This is a genomic window from Propioniciclava sp. LT432 (genome assembly GCF_059515965.1).
In genome coordinates this window covers 92,019-105,314 of sequence record NZ_JCAKNE010000005.1, presented here as the reverse complement: position 1 = coordinate 105,314, position 13,296 = coordinate 92,019, and the positions used below count along the sequence as shown (strand labels likewise).

At 69.4% G+C, this 13,296-nt stretch carries 6 protein-coding genes; 4 read left to right on the top strand and 2 right to left on the bottom strand.

Annotated elements, in window-relative coordinates; translation table 11 throughout:
• Positions 1-7 precede the first annotated feature (7 nt).
• A complete protein-coding gene (locus AC5YDV_RS03890) occupies positions 8-946 on the bottom strand; it encodes a DUF2695 domain-containing protein (protein ID WP_496184055.1) in 939 nt (312 codons plus the stop codon).
• A gap of 226 nt (positions 947-1,172) precedes the next feature.
• Here AC5YDV_RS03890 and gltB point away from each other — a divergent pair, with 226 nt between their 5' ends.
• From gltB to AC5YDV_RS03875, 3 genes are all read left to right on the top strand, one after another.
• Positions 1,173-5,690, top strand: coding sequence for a glutamate synthase large subunit (gene gltB, locus AC5YDV_RS03885; protein WP_496184054.1), 4,518 nt, complete (start codon positions 1,173-1,175; stop codon positions 5,688-5,690).
• Complete coding sequence (locus tag AC5YDV_RS03880; RefSeq protein ID WP_496184053.1) at positions 5,683-7,149, top strand: glutamate synthase subunit beta; 1,467 nt, start codon at positions 5,683-5,685, stop codon at positions 7,147-7,149. Before gltB ends, AC5YDV_RS03880 begins: the two co-directional genes overlap by 8 nt.
• A 146-nt stretch (positions 7,150-7,295) precedes the next feature.
• Positions 7,296-8,693: a ferredoxin--NADP reductase domain-containing protein gene (locus AC5YDV_RS03875; protein WP_496184052.1), complete on the top strand. Its 1,398-nt coding sequence runs from the start codon at positions 7,296-7,298 to the stop codon at positions 8,691-8,693.
• Here the strand turns inward: AC5YDV_RS03875 and rocF are convergent.
• Positions 8,662-9,597 (bottom strand): arginase, encoded by a 936-nt coding sequence (gene rocF, locus AC5YDV_RS03870; RefSeq protein ID WP_496184051.1) that lies wholly within the window; start codon positions 9,595-9,597, stop codon positions 8,662-8,664. The two genes, AC5YDV_RS03875 and rocF, sit on opposite strands and share 32 nt — an antisense overlap.
• A 167-nt stretch (positions 9,598-9,764) precedes the next feature.
• Here rocF and dnaE point away from each other — a divergent pair, with 167 nt between their 5' ends.
• Positions 9,765-13,295 (top strand): DNA polymerase III subunit alpha, encoded by a 3,531-nt coding sequence (dnaE, locus tag AC5YDV_RS03865; protein WP_496184050.1) that lies wholly within the window; start codon positions 9,765-9,767, stop codon positions 13,293-13,295.
• The last annotated feature ends 1 nt before the right edge of the window (position 13,296 follow it).

The following is a 13,296-nucleotide window of genomic DNA, read 5'->3' as shown; positions in this document are numbered from 1 at the left end:
TCGACGCTTAGGCGAGGCGCATCCAGGCGAGGCAGGGCTGGGTCGATCCGGGGCGGACGCCGAAGCAGCCGAAGGGCAGCGCCCGCCCCCGTCGAGGAGCCTCCGGGACGACCTGGTCCAGGGCCTGCTCGAAGTCAACCACCGAGGTACGAATGCCGTGGAGCTCCAGCACCTGGCAGTCGCAGGACCCGCCCCAGCGCCGCAACCGGGTCTCCATCGCGGTGGCGCGCGGCGCACTCACGTCCCGAAAGCGTTGCGCAATGCGGAAGCTGCGGTCGCAACCCAGGACGGCGAGCAGCCGGGACTCATAGCAGAGGAGGCATTCGCCGCGGTGGGGCACCATTTGGTCCAAGGCTGCGGCCGCCAACACCGAGGCGGCCTCTTGAACTGCTGGGTCGACGAGCAGGCTGCGGCGCTCGGCCAGCTCGGGGAAGCGGATCAGGTCGTTGGCAGGTTCCTGGGAGAGTGGGTGGAGCGCCGGCCAGGTTCCTTCGGCGTCCAGCCCCGCCCAACCCGTCGGTGTGACGACGTACACGTCGCCATGGAACGCCGCGGTCAGGTGGTTGCTGTACCTCCAGCCCCAGAAGAACTGCTCTTCGGCCGCACCGACGGCGCGCTCGCCCCGGCGGCACACCACCGTGACCAACTCTTGGTCCGGGACGCCCCAACCCGCTCCCTCGATCCAGTCGCGCTCGGGAACCAGCTCGTGGGCCAAGGATCGTAAGGTCGGACTCATCAACGCCGACAGCTCGGAGGGCACATCACACGCATCCTCGGGCAAGGGTTCGGGCGTCTCGAGGTGCCGCACGTGCAGGACGGAACCCGAGCGGAGGTCGAGTGCTGCGATGAGGGTCACCCCCGGTCGGGGATGGCCGACCTCGAGGATGCTGGAGAGGATGGACGCGCGATCGCTGCGCTCGTGCAGGGTGGGTGGCAGAGTCGTCATGACGTCAGCATGGATCGTCCCGCAGACCATTCCGTGGTCGGGAACCCCATCTGTGGACAACTCCTGCGCACCTGTGGAGGGTCAGAAACCCCAAGAACAACTTCGGTCCACGTAACGCGCGCGAAACACGTCGTGCGCTATCTTCTTCCCGCGGCATGCGGAAGTGGCCAGGAAGTTGCTCCACCAGGGGTGGCTGTCACAGAGCCCGTTGGCGCAGGAGACACAAGTGAACACATCGACGCACCGGCCTGCCCAGGGCCTGTACCGACCCGATTTCGAACACGACGCGTGTGGTGTCAGCTTCGTCGCCCACCTGAGCGGCCAGGCCAGCCACGACATCGTCGCCAAGGGCCTCTTGGCCTTGGAGAATCTGGACCATCGTGGCGCCACCGGTGCCGACGAGGCGGCCGGCGACGGAGCCGGCATGCTGCTCCAGGTTCCCGACCGACTCTTCCGCGAGACCGTTGACTTCGTCTTGCCCCCGCAGGGCCACTACGCCGTCGGCATGGCGTTCCTGCCGGCCGAGGCGTCCGAACGGCTCACGGCCAAGCTGCGCATCGAGCACCTCGCCATCGAGGAGGGCCTGCGCGTCCTCGGCTGGCGTGAGGTGCCCCTGTGCGGCGACACCCTCAGCCCCGTCACGCTGGCTGTCATGCCCCACATGGAGCAGGTGTTCCTGACGTCGGGAAAGGCGTCCGGCATCGAGCTCGACCGGCACGTGTACCCCCTCAACAAGCGCGTCCGCACCGAGGTCGGGGTCTACTTCGCCTCCCTCAGCGCCCGCACCACGGTGTACAAGGGCATGCTGACCACCCAGCAGCTCGCCGAGACGTTCCCCGACCTGCTGGATGAGCGCACCGAGAGCGCCCTGGCGCTGGTGCACAGCCGGTTCTCCACCAACACGTTCCCAAGCTGGGAGCTGGCCCACCCGTTCCGCTACATCGCCCACAACGGCGAGATCAACACCGTCAAGGGCAACCGCAACTGGATGCGCGCCCGCGAGGCCCTGCTCGAGACGGACCTGATCCCCGGCGACCTGAATCGCCTGTTCCCCATCTGCTCGCCCGGCGGTTCCGACTCGGCCTCCTTCGACGAGGTGCTCGAGCTGCTGCACCTCGGCGGACGTTCCCTGCCGCACGCGGTGCTGATGATGATCCCCGAGGCGTGGGAGAACCACGCCGAGATGGATGCGGCACGCCGCGACTTCTACTCGTTCCACAGCTCGGTCATGGAGCCTTGGGACGGACCCGCCGCCGTCTGCTTCACCGATGGCACCCTGATCGGCGCCACGCTGGACCGCAACGGCCTGCGCCCGGGCCGGTACTGGGTGACGGACGACGGACTGGTGGTGTTCGCGTCCGAGGCCGGGGTGCTGCCGATCGAGCAGTCCAGGGTGGTCCAGAAGGGCCGCCTCCAGCCGGGCCGGATGCTGCTGGTCGACCTCGACCAGCACCGGCTCATCGGGGATGACGAGGTCAAGGCCGGGCTCGCGGCGGAGCAGCCCTACGGGGAGTGGGTCGGTGAGCGACTCAACCTCGCCGACCTCCCCGAGCGCCAGCACGTCATCCACAGCCACGCCTCGGTCGTGCGGCGCCAGCAGGTGTTCGGCTACACCCACGAGGACCTGAAGATGATCATCGGGCCGATGGCCCAGACCGGCGCCGAGCCGATCGGCTCCATGGGCACGGACACGCCGGTCGCCGTCCTCAGCGACCGCCCGAGGATGATCTTCGACTACTTCAGCCAACTGTTCGCCCAGGTGACCAACCCGCCGCTGGACGCCATCCGCGAGGAACTCGTCACGTCGCTCTACGGATCGGTGGGCCCGGAGGCGAACCTGCTCTCGGGCGGTCCGGACTCCTGCCGCCAGATCGTCATCCCCTACCCGGTCCTGGACAGCGACGAGCTCGCCAAGCTCGTCCGCATCAACCGGGACGGCACGATGCCGGAGTTCGAGTCCCACGTCGTCCGCGGCCTCTACCGGCTGCTCGACGGGGCCGAGGGCCTCGCGCGCCGCATCGACGAAATCTGCGCGGAGGTCTCCGAGGCCATCGCCAACGGCGCGCGCATCATCATCGTCAGCGACCGCCACAGCAACATCGACTTCGCCCCGATCCCGTCGCTGCTGCTGACCTCGGCCGTCCACCACCACCTCGTCCGGGAGAAGACCCGCACCCAGGTCGGGCTGGTGGTCGAGGCCGGCGACGTCCGCGAGGTGCACCACGTGGCCCTGCTCATCGGTTACGGTGCCGCGGCCGTCAACCCGTATCTCGTGTTCGAGTCCGCCGAGGACCTCGCCCGCCGGGACATGAACGTCACCGTCGATCCCGAGAAGGCGCTGAAGAACGTCCGCAAGGCGCTTGGCAAGGGCGTCCTCAAGGTCATGAGCAAGATGGGCGTCTCGACCATCGCGTCCTACACGGGCGCCCAGATCTATGAGGCGGTCGGGCTGGCGTCCGACTTCGTCGAGCGCTACTTCACCGGCACGACCAGCCGCGTCGAGGGAATCGGGCTGGAGGAGATCGCGCGTGAGATCCAGGCGCGGCACGACCTGGGGTACCCGGTCGACCGGCGAACGCTCGCGCACCGCACGCTCGAGGTCGGAGGTGAGTACAAGTGGCGTCGCGAGGGGCCGGCGCACCTCTTCGATCCCGAGACGGTGTTCCGCCTGCAGCACGCCACGCGCGAGAAGCGGTACGACATCTTCAAGCAGTACACGGCCCGCGTCGACGACCAGGCCAAGCGCCTGATGACGATGCGGGGCCTGCTCGAGCTCGACACCACCCGGCGTGAACCGGTCCCGATCGACGAGGTCGAGCCCGTCAGCGAGATCGTCAAGCGGTTCTCCACGGGGGCCATGAGCTACGGGTCGATCAGCCAGGAGGCCCACGAGACCCTCGCGATCGCGATGAACCGTCTGGGCGGCAAGTCCAACACGGGCGAGGGGGGCGAGGACGCCGATCGGCTGCACGACCCGGTCCGTCGCTCGGCGATCAAGCAGGTGGCGTCCGGACGTTTCGGCGTCACCAGCGACTACCTGACGAACGCCGACGACATCCAGATCAAGATGGCTCAGGGCGCCAAGCCCGGTGAGGGTGGCCAGCTGCCCGGCCAGAAGGTCTACCCGTGGGTGGCGAGGACCCGGCACTCAACCCCCGGCGTCGGGCTCATCTCGCCGCCACCGCACCACGACATCTACTCGATCGAGGACCTCAAGCAGCTCATCCACGACCTCAGGTGCGCCAACCCGGTCGCCCGCATCCACGTGAAGCTGGTGGCCGAGGTCGGGGTGGGCACGGTGGCCGCCGGCGTGGCCAAGGCCAAGGCCGACGTCGTGCTCATCTCCGGGCACGACGGGGGTACCGGCGCCGCGCCACTCACCTCGCTCAAGCACGCGGGTGGCCCCTGGGAGCTCGGCCTCGCCGAGACCCAGCAGACCCTGTTGCTGAACGGTCTGCGCGACCGGATCGTCGTCCAGGTGGATGGCCAGCTCAAGACCGGCCGCGACGTCGTCATCGGCGCCCTGCTGGGCGCGGAGGAGTTCGGCTTCGCCACGGCCCCGCTCGTCGTGAGCGGGTGCATCATGATGCGCGCCTGCCACCTCGACACCTGCCCGGTGGGCGTCGCGACGCAGAACCCCGAGCTGCGGGCGAAGTTCTCCGGACAGGCCGACCACATCGTGAATTTCTTCGAGTTCATCGCCCAGGAGGTGCGCGAACACTTGGCGTCCCTGGGCTTCCGCTCGATCGAGGAGGCCGTCGGCCACGTCGAGTCCCTCAAGACCAAGGAGGCCGTCGACCACTGGAAGGCGTCGGGGCTCGACCTGTCGCCGATCCTGCACCGCGTCGAGACCGACGGGCCCCTGCACTGCGTCAGCAAGCAGGAGCACGGGTTGGCGTCCAAGCTCGACAACGACCTGATCGAGCGCGCCCGTCCCGCACTCGAGGCCGGTGAGCGCGTCCGGTTCGCCGTCGACGTCTCCAACGTCGACCGGACGGTCGGCACGATGCTCGGCAACGCGGTCACGAAGGCGACCGGCGGCAAGGGCCTGCCGGCCGACACCATCGACATCACGCTGACCGGCACCGGCGGCCAGAGCTTCGGCGCGTTCCTGCCGGCGGGCGTGACCCTGCGCCTGGTCGGCGACAGCAACGACTACTTCGGCAAGGGACTGTCCGGGGGACGCCTGTCCGTCCGCCCCGCCGAGGACGTGCCGTTCGCCCCCGAGGAGCAGATCGTGGCGGGCAACGTGATCGCCTACGGTGCCACCTCCGGCGAGCTGTTCATCCGCGGCCAGGTGGGGGAGCGGTTCTGTGTCCGCAACTCCGGCGCCACCGCGGTGGTCGAGGGAGTGGGCGACCACGCGTGCGAGTACATGACCGGGGGTGAGGCGCTGATCATCGGCCCGACGGGCCGCAACATCGGCGCCGGCATGTCCGGTGGACTGGCCTGGGTGCTCGACCTCGTCCGGGACCGCGTCAACACCGAACTCGTCGACGCCGTTGACATCACCGACTCCGACGTGGACCGCATCGAGACCCTCCTCGCGCGCCACGTGGACATGACCGGCTCCACCGTCGCACAGAAGCTGCTGGACGCCGGGGCATCGGCCTGGCGGGGCCGCTTCACGAAGCTGCTGCCGCGCGACTACGCCCGGGTGCTCGCCGCCCGGGAGGACGCTGAGGCCGCCGGCCTCTCCGACGACGAGACGGTCAACAAGATGATGGAGGCTGCTCATGGCTGATCCGAAGGGCTTCATGAAGGTCGCGCGCCAGGTCGCCGAGCGCCGGGACCCCGCCGAGCGCGTCCAGGACTGGAACGAGGTGTACCCGGGCTCGCCCGGCCGGGCCGTCCTGCCCATCATCCGCAAGCAGGCCTCCCGTTGCATGGACTGCGGCATCCCGTTCTGCCACTCGGGTTGCCCGCTGGGCAACCTCATCCCGGAGTGGAACGACCTCATCTACCACGACCAGTGGCGGGAGGCCACGGACCGGCTGCACGCCACGAACAACTTCCCGGAGTTCACCGGGCGCCTGTGCCCGGCCCCCTGCGAGACGGCCTGCGTGGTCGGCATCAACCGTGAGCCGGTGACGATCAAGAACATCGAGGTCGCCATCGCCGACAAGGCGTGGGACGACCGCCGCGTGATCCCGGTCGTGCCCGAGTGGCACACCAACAAGACCGTCGCCGTCGTCGGCTCGGGCCCGGCCGGTCTGGCCGCCGCCCAGCAGCTGACCCGATCGGGTCACACGGTCGTGGTGTACGAGCGGGCCGACGACATCGGGGGCCTGCTGCGCTACGGCATCCCCGAGTTCAAGATGGAGAAGAAGGTCCTCAACCGGCGCCTCAAGCAGATGCGCCAGGAGGGGACGGTGTTCAAGCCGAACACGACCATCGGGGTGGACATCACCGGCGAGCAGCTGACCGAGCGGTTCGACGCGGTCGTGCTGGCCATCGGGTCGACGGTTCCGCGCGACCTGCCGATCCCGGGGCGTGAGCTCGCGGGCATCCATCAGGCCATGGAATTCCTGCCCCAGGCCAACAGGGTCGCGCTGGGCAAGACCGTCGCCGACCAGATCACGGCGACCGGCAAGCACGTCGTGGTCATCGGCGGCGGCGACACCGGCAGCGACTGCATCGGTACCTCCCTGCGCCAGGGGGCGGCGTCCGTGACCCAACTCGAGATCCTGCCGACCCCGCCCGAGGGGCGTCCGGGCGGGCAGCCGTGGCCGACCTACCCGATGGTCTTCCGGGTCAGCACCTCGCACGAGGAGGGCGAGGTCGGCCGGGAGTACTCCGTCTCGACGAGCGAGTTCGTCGGTGTGGATGGCGGTGTGACCTCGCTCCGCCTCTCGGAGGTGGCGTTCCGTGACGGCCGCTTCCAGCCTGTCGAGGGCACCGAGCGCGAGATCCCCGCGGACCTGGTGTTGCTGGCCATGGGCTTCGTCGGGCCGGAGCAGAACGGCGTGGTCCGCGAACTCGGCCTCGAGCTGGACGCCCGGGGGAACATCGTCCGCGACGCCTCCTTCCAGACGTCCGTGCCCGGCGTGTTCGTGGCCGGTGACGCGGGCCGCGGGCAGTCGCTCATCGTCTGGGCGATCGCCGAGGGACGCTCGGCCGCCCACGGGGTCGACGCGTTCCTCCAGGGCAGCTCCAACCTGCCCCGGCCGATCAACCCGGCCGATCGTCCGCTGACGGTCTGAGGGCGGACGCCGGGGGCCCAAGCCCCCGGCGTCCACCGCGGTCATCACCATCGCGCTGGTCCGTCGATCACTGGCCCCGGTGCACGAGGCCGGGCCCGGGCCGGAGGAGTCCTAGCCTTCGGCCCGGGCCCGTGCCACGATGGGCCATGCCGTCCAGCCAGCCGCGTGTCGTCATCGTCGGAGCCGGACCCTCGGGGCTGTACGCAGCCGCGGCCCTGTTGAAGGGGTCGGACGAGGTCCTGGTCGACATCCTCGACCGGCTCCCCACGCCCTACGGCCTGCTCCGCTACGGCGTGGCCCCGGACCACACCAGCCTGCAGGGCATCCAGCGGGTGCTCGCCGAGCCGTTCGCCTCCGAGCGGGTCCGCTTCTTCGGCCTGGTCGAGTTGGGCGCCGACATCACCGCCGACGACCTGCGCGCCGGTTACGACGTCGTGGTCTACGCCGCCGGCGCAGCCGAGGACCGTCGCCTCGACGTACGCGGCGAGGACCTGCCCGGCAGCCGTTCGGCCCGCGAGTTCGTGGCGTGGTACTGCGGCCACCCGGACGCCGAACCCCAGACCCTGACCGGGGTCGAGACGGCGGTGACCTTCGGAGTGGGCAACGTCGCGGTGGACGTCGCGCGCATCCTGCTCGCCGACCGGGCCCGCCTGGGTGCCACCGACATGCCGGAGGAGGTCCTCGCCGAGTTGAACGCCCGGCACGTGACCGACGTGTGGGTGGTCGGACGCCGGGGGCCCGAGCACGCGACCTTCACCACCACCGAACTCCGCGAACTCCTGACCCTGGACGGGGTGCAGCCGGTCCTGCACGACCCGGTGCCGGACACGCCCGAGGACGCGGACCGCCGTGTCCGGGCCAACCTGGAGGCGCTGCGGGCCGCGCGCGAGCGGGTCGTCGAGGACTCCCATGCCCGGCTCCACCTGGCCTTCTGGCGGCGACCGGTGGAGCTGGTCGGTGCGACCGGCGTCCGGGCCGTCGTGCTGGAGCGCACCGGCCTCGACCCGAACGGCCGCGTCGTCGGCACGGGGGAGCGTGAGGTGGTGCCGGCCCAACTGGTCCTGCGCGCCATCGGCTACCGCGGCAAGCCGCTGCCCGGCGTCCCGTTCGACCCCGAGAGCGGCGTGATCCCCAACGAGGGCGGTCGCGTGTTGGACGCCGCTGGCCCCCGCCCCGGCGAGTACGTGGTCGGCTGGATCAAGCGCGGCCCTCTCGGCGTGATCGGCACCAACAAGTCGGACGCCGCCGCCACCGTGGCCCGGCTACTCGAGGACCTGGCCGCCGGCGCGCTGCCCACCCCGACGGGGCCGGACGCGGGTGAGGTACTCGCCTCGCGCGGCCTGACCGCGTCCACCTTCGAGGACTGGGAGCGCATCGATGAGGCCGAGGAGGCCGCCGGCGTGCGGTACGGGCGTCCCCGCGTCAAGGTTGCGACGTGGCACGCGCTCACCGACCTCGTCCGGCACGGGCGTCCCGGCGGCCCGCTCGAGCACGAGCCGGACGACGGGGAGGTCAGCCCCGCGGAGGGTTCGCCAGGTCGGTGACGCGCAGCAGCGTCGACTTGCCGAAGAGCGAACCGACGAGGTCGACGGCCAGTTCGGCGGTGGCGTTGCGGACGTCCAGGGCGGGGTTCACCTCCACGATGTCGAGGGATCCGAGGCGTCCGGTGTCGGCGATCATCTCCATCACCAGGTGGGCCTCGCGGTAGGTCGGCCCGCCGACGACCGGCGTCCCCACGCCGGGTGCGACGCTGGGGTCGACGAAGTCGAGGTCGAGGGACACGTGCAGGTGCGTGTCGGCGTCCACGGAGGCCAGGACGCGGGTCATCGCCCGCCTCATCCCGACCTCGTCGAGGAACCGCATGTCGTAGACGGCCAGGCCGGTCTCGGCCAGGACCCGCTTCTCGCCCGGGTCGACGCTGCGCAGCCCCACCTGGTGGATCTGGTCCGCGGTGATGGCCGGCACCTGGTCCGAGAGGCTGGTCAGCTCGTCGGGGCCGCGACCCAGCAGGCACGCCACGGGCATGCCGTGGATGTTGCCGGACGGGGTCATCTCGTTGGTGTTGATGTCGGCGTGGGCGTCCACCCAGATGATGAGGAGCTTCTTGCCGACCGTGCGGCAGTGCGCGGCCACGGCGCTGATCGAGCCGATCGCGAGCGAGTGGTCCCCGCCCAGCACGATCGGCGTGCGTCCCTCGGCGAGCTCGGCGGCGACGACGTCCCGCAGGGCGGTGGTCCAGGCGATGACCTCGGGCAGGTGCCGGTATCCGTTCACGGGCGGGGTCTGGGGGTTCGGTGGACCCTCGATGTCGCCGACCTGGCGGACGTCCTGGCCCAGCGCCTCCAGTGCTGCACCGATGCCGGCGACGCGCAGGGCGCCCGGGCCCAGGCGGCAGCCGGCGACGCTCGCGCCCACATCCGTGGGCGCTCCGATCAGGGACAGTGGCATGGGTCGCGCTCCTTCGGTCCAGGGGTCGGCCTCGTGGGCCCCCGCTGAGTTTCGCGGTCCGGACGCGCCGGGTCAACGGATGGAGTGTCGCACCAACCGGGTGAGGCGTGTCCGGAACTGTCACCGGCCCAAGCTAGGGTGGGGGACCCGGGAGGTTGACCACACACATGGGCGACGAATTCGTTCACCTGCACTGCCATTCAGAGTTCTCGATGCTCGACGGCGCCGCGCGCCTGAAGGAGCTCGTCAAGGGCGCCGAACAGATGGGCATGACCGCGCTGGCCGTGACCGACCACGGCAACGTGTTCGGCGCCTACGAGTGGTATCGGACGGCCAAGGGCAGCTCGGTGAAGCCGATCATCGGTCTCGAGGCGTACCTGACGCCGAAGACGCACCGCAGCGAGCGCAAGCGCGTCCAGTTCGGCGACGGCACGGGTGATGACGTGGCGTCGAAGGGCGCCTACACGCACATGACGATGTGGGCGTCCGACAACGAGGGCATGCACAACCTGTTCCGGCTCAGCTCGATGAGCTCGCTCGAGGGGTTCTTCTACAAGCCGCGCGCCGACCGGGAGCTGCTCAACCGGTACGGAAAGGGGCTCATCGCCACCACCGGGTGCCCCTCGGGCGAGGTGCAGACCTACTTGCGCCTCGGCCAGTACGAGCAGGCGGTCGCCTCCGCGGCGGAGTTCCGCGACATCTTCGGCAAGGGCAACTTCTTCGTGGAGTTGATGGACCACGGCCTCGACATCGAGAACCGGGTCCGCCAGGACCTGCTGCGCCTCGCCAAGGAGTTGGCCCTGCCGCTGGTGGCCACCAACGACCTGCACTACGTGCGCGCCTCGGACGCCGAGGACCACGACACGCTGCTGTGCGTCAGCGCGGGCTCGAACAAGGACACGCCCGGCCGGTTCAAGTTCGACGGCTCGGGCTACTACCTGAAGAGCCCGACCGAGATGCGGCAGTTGTTCAGCAACCTGCCCGAGGCCTGCGACAACACCCTGGCCATCGCCGAGCGGTGCGAGGTGACGTTCGACGAGGGCACGGGCACCTACATGCCCGAGTTCCCGGTGCCGGCGGGGGAGACCGAGGAGTCCTGGTTCCACAAGGAGGTGCGACGCGGACTCGAGGCGCGCTTCCCCGACGGGGTCCCCGACTACGCCATCCAGCAGGCGGAGTACGAGGAGACGGTTATCGCACAAAAGGGATATTGCGGGTATTTCCTTGTCGTGGCCGACTACATCAAGTGGGCCAAGGAGAACGGCATCCGGGTGGGTCCGGGCCGTGGCTCGGGCGCCGGCTCGATGTGCGCCTTCGCGATGCGCATCACCGACCTCGACCCCGTCCCGCACGGCCTGATCTTCGAGCGGTTCCTCAACCCGGAACGCCCCTCGATGCCCGACTTCGACGTCGACTTCGACGAGCGTCGCCGGGGCGAGGTGATCCAGTACGTCACCGACAAGTACGGCGACGACCGGGTCTGCCAGATCGTCACCTACGGCACCATCAAGGCCAAGCAGGCCATCAAGGACGCGGGCCGCGTCCTCGGCAAGCCATACGCGCTGGGTGACCAGATCACCAAGGTCTACACGCCCGCGCAGCAGGGCCACGACGTCTCCATCGCAGACGTGTTCAACCCCGAGCACGACCGCTACGGCGAGGGCACGGAGTTCCGGGAGCTCTACAACGCCGACCCCGACGTGAAGGAAGTTGTCGACACCGCGCGCGGCATCGAGGGCCTGAAGCGCCAGTGGGGCGTCCACGCCGCCGGCGTCATCATGTCGAGCAAGCCGCTGATGGACGTCATCCCGATCATGAAGCGGGAGCAGGACGGCCAGATCATCACCCAGTTCGACTACCCGAGCTGCGAGAGCCTCGGCCTGGTCAAGATGGACTTCCTGGGCCTGCGCAACCTGACCATCCTCGATGACGCCGTCAAGAACGTGAAGATCAACGCCGGGGTGGACCTCGACCTGGACGCGCTGGCCCGTGAACCGAACGACACCGCGACCTACGAGCTGCTGGCACGCGGTGACACGCTGGGCGTGTTCCAGTTCGATGGTTCGGGCTACCGAGCCCTGTGCCGGCTCATGCGGCCGGACAAGTTCGCGGACATCACGGCGCTCGGCGCGCTCTACCGTCCGGGCCCGATGGGCACGAACACGCACGTCAACTACGCGATGCGCAAGAACGGCCAGCAGCCCGTCACGCACATCCACCCCGAGCTGGAGGAACCGCTCGACAAGCTGCTGGGCGAGACCTACGGCCTGCTGGTGTACCAGGAGCAGGTCATGCTGATCGCGCAGGAGCTGGCCGGGTACAGCCTCGGTGCCGCAGACCTGCTCCGTCGGGCGATGGGCAAGAAGAAGAAGTCGGTCCTCGACGCGGAGTTCGTGAACTTCGAGTCCGGCATGAAGGCCAACGGCTTCTCCTCGACGGCCATCAACGCCCTGTGGGAGACGATGGTGCCGTTCTCGGCGTACGGCTTCAACAAGTCGCACGCGGCCGCCTACGGGGTGGTGTCCTACTGGACCGCCTACCTCAAGGCGCACTACCCGGCGGAATACATGGCCGCGCTCCTGGAGTCGGTGCGCGACGACAAGGACAAGTCCGCGATCTACCTGGCCGAGTGCCGCCACATGGGCATCAAGGTGCTGCCGCCCGACGTCAACGAGTCCCAGGGCCGCTTCACCCCGGTCGGCACCGACATCCGCTTCGGGCTGGGCGCCATCCGCAACGTCGGCAACAACGTCGTGGACGGCATCATGCAGGCCCGCGCTGAGCGTGGCGCAGCCCGCGACTTCAACGACTTCCTCGACAAGGTGCCGGCCGTTGTCTGCAACAAGCGCGTCATCGAGTCCCTCATCAAGGCCGGCGCGTTCGACTCGCTCGGCCACACCCGACGCGGCGTGATGGAGGTCTTCGAGCAGAAGGTGGACGAGGTCGTCTCGCTCAAGCGCAACCAGGCGCTGGGGCAGGACGACCTGTTCGGCGACCTCTTCGGCGCCGATGGGTCGGACGCCGGCGCGTTGGCCTCCAGCCCCGTGCCCGACCTGCCGGAGTGGGAGAAGGCGACGAAGCTCGCGTTCGAGCGCGAGATGCTCGGGCTCTACGTGAGCGACCACCCGCTGTACGGGCTCGAGCACGTGGTCGCCGCGAACCGCGACCTCGGCATCCAACAACTGACGGGGGAGGACGGGCCGCGCGAAGGTGTGGTGACCATCTGCGGCATGATCACCGGCATCCAGCGCAAGCAGACCAAGGACGGCAAGGTCTGGGCCATCCTCACGGTGGAGGACCTGGACGCCTCCATCGAGGTCATGGTCTTCAACAAGGCCTACATGCCGGTGGCGATGTCCCTGGGCACGGACGTCATCGTCCGCATCAAGGGCCGCCTGCGTGAGCGGGACGAATCCGTCGAGCTGACGGCGTCCGACGTGACGTTCCCGGACGTCAGTGCCGGACCGACGGGCCCCGTCACGATCTCGCTGCCGACCGCACGTTGCACCCCCGAGGTGGTGGAGCAGCTCAAGTTCACGCTCCGCCAGCACCCCGGCACCCAAGAGGTGCGGGTGAGACTCGTGAGCCCCCAGCGGGCCACCATCTGGAAGTTGGACGACCGCCTGCGGGTCCAGCAGAGCGGGTCACTCATCGCCGACCTCAAGGCACTGTTGGGACCGTCCAGTGTCAGCGCCTAGC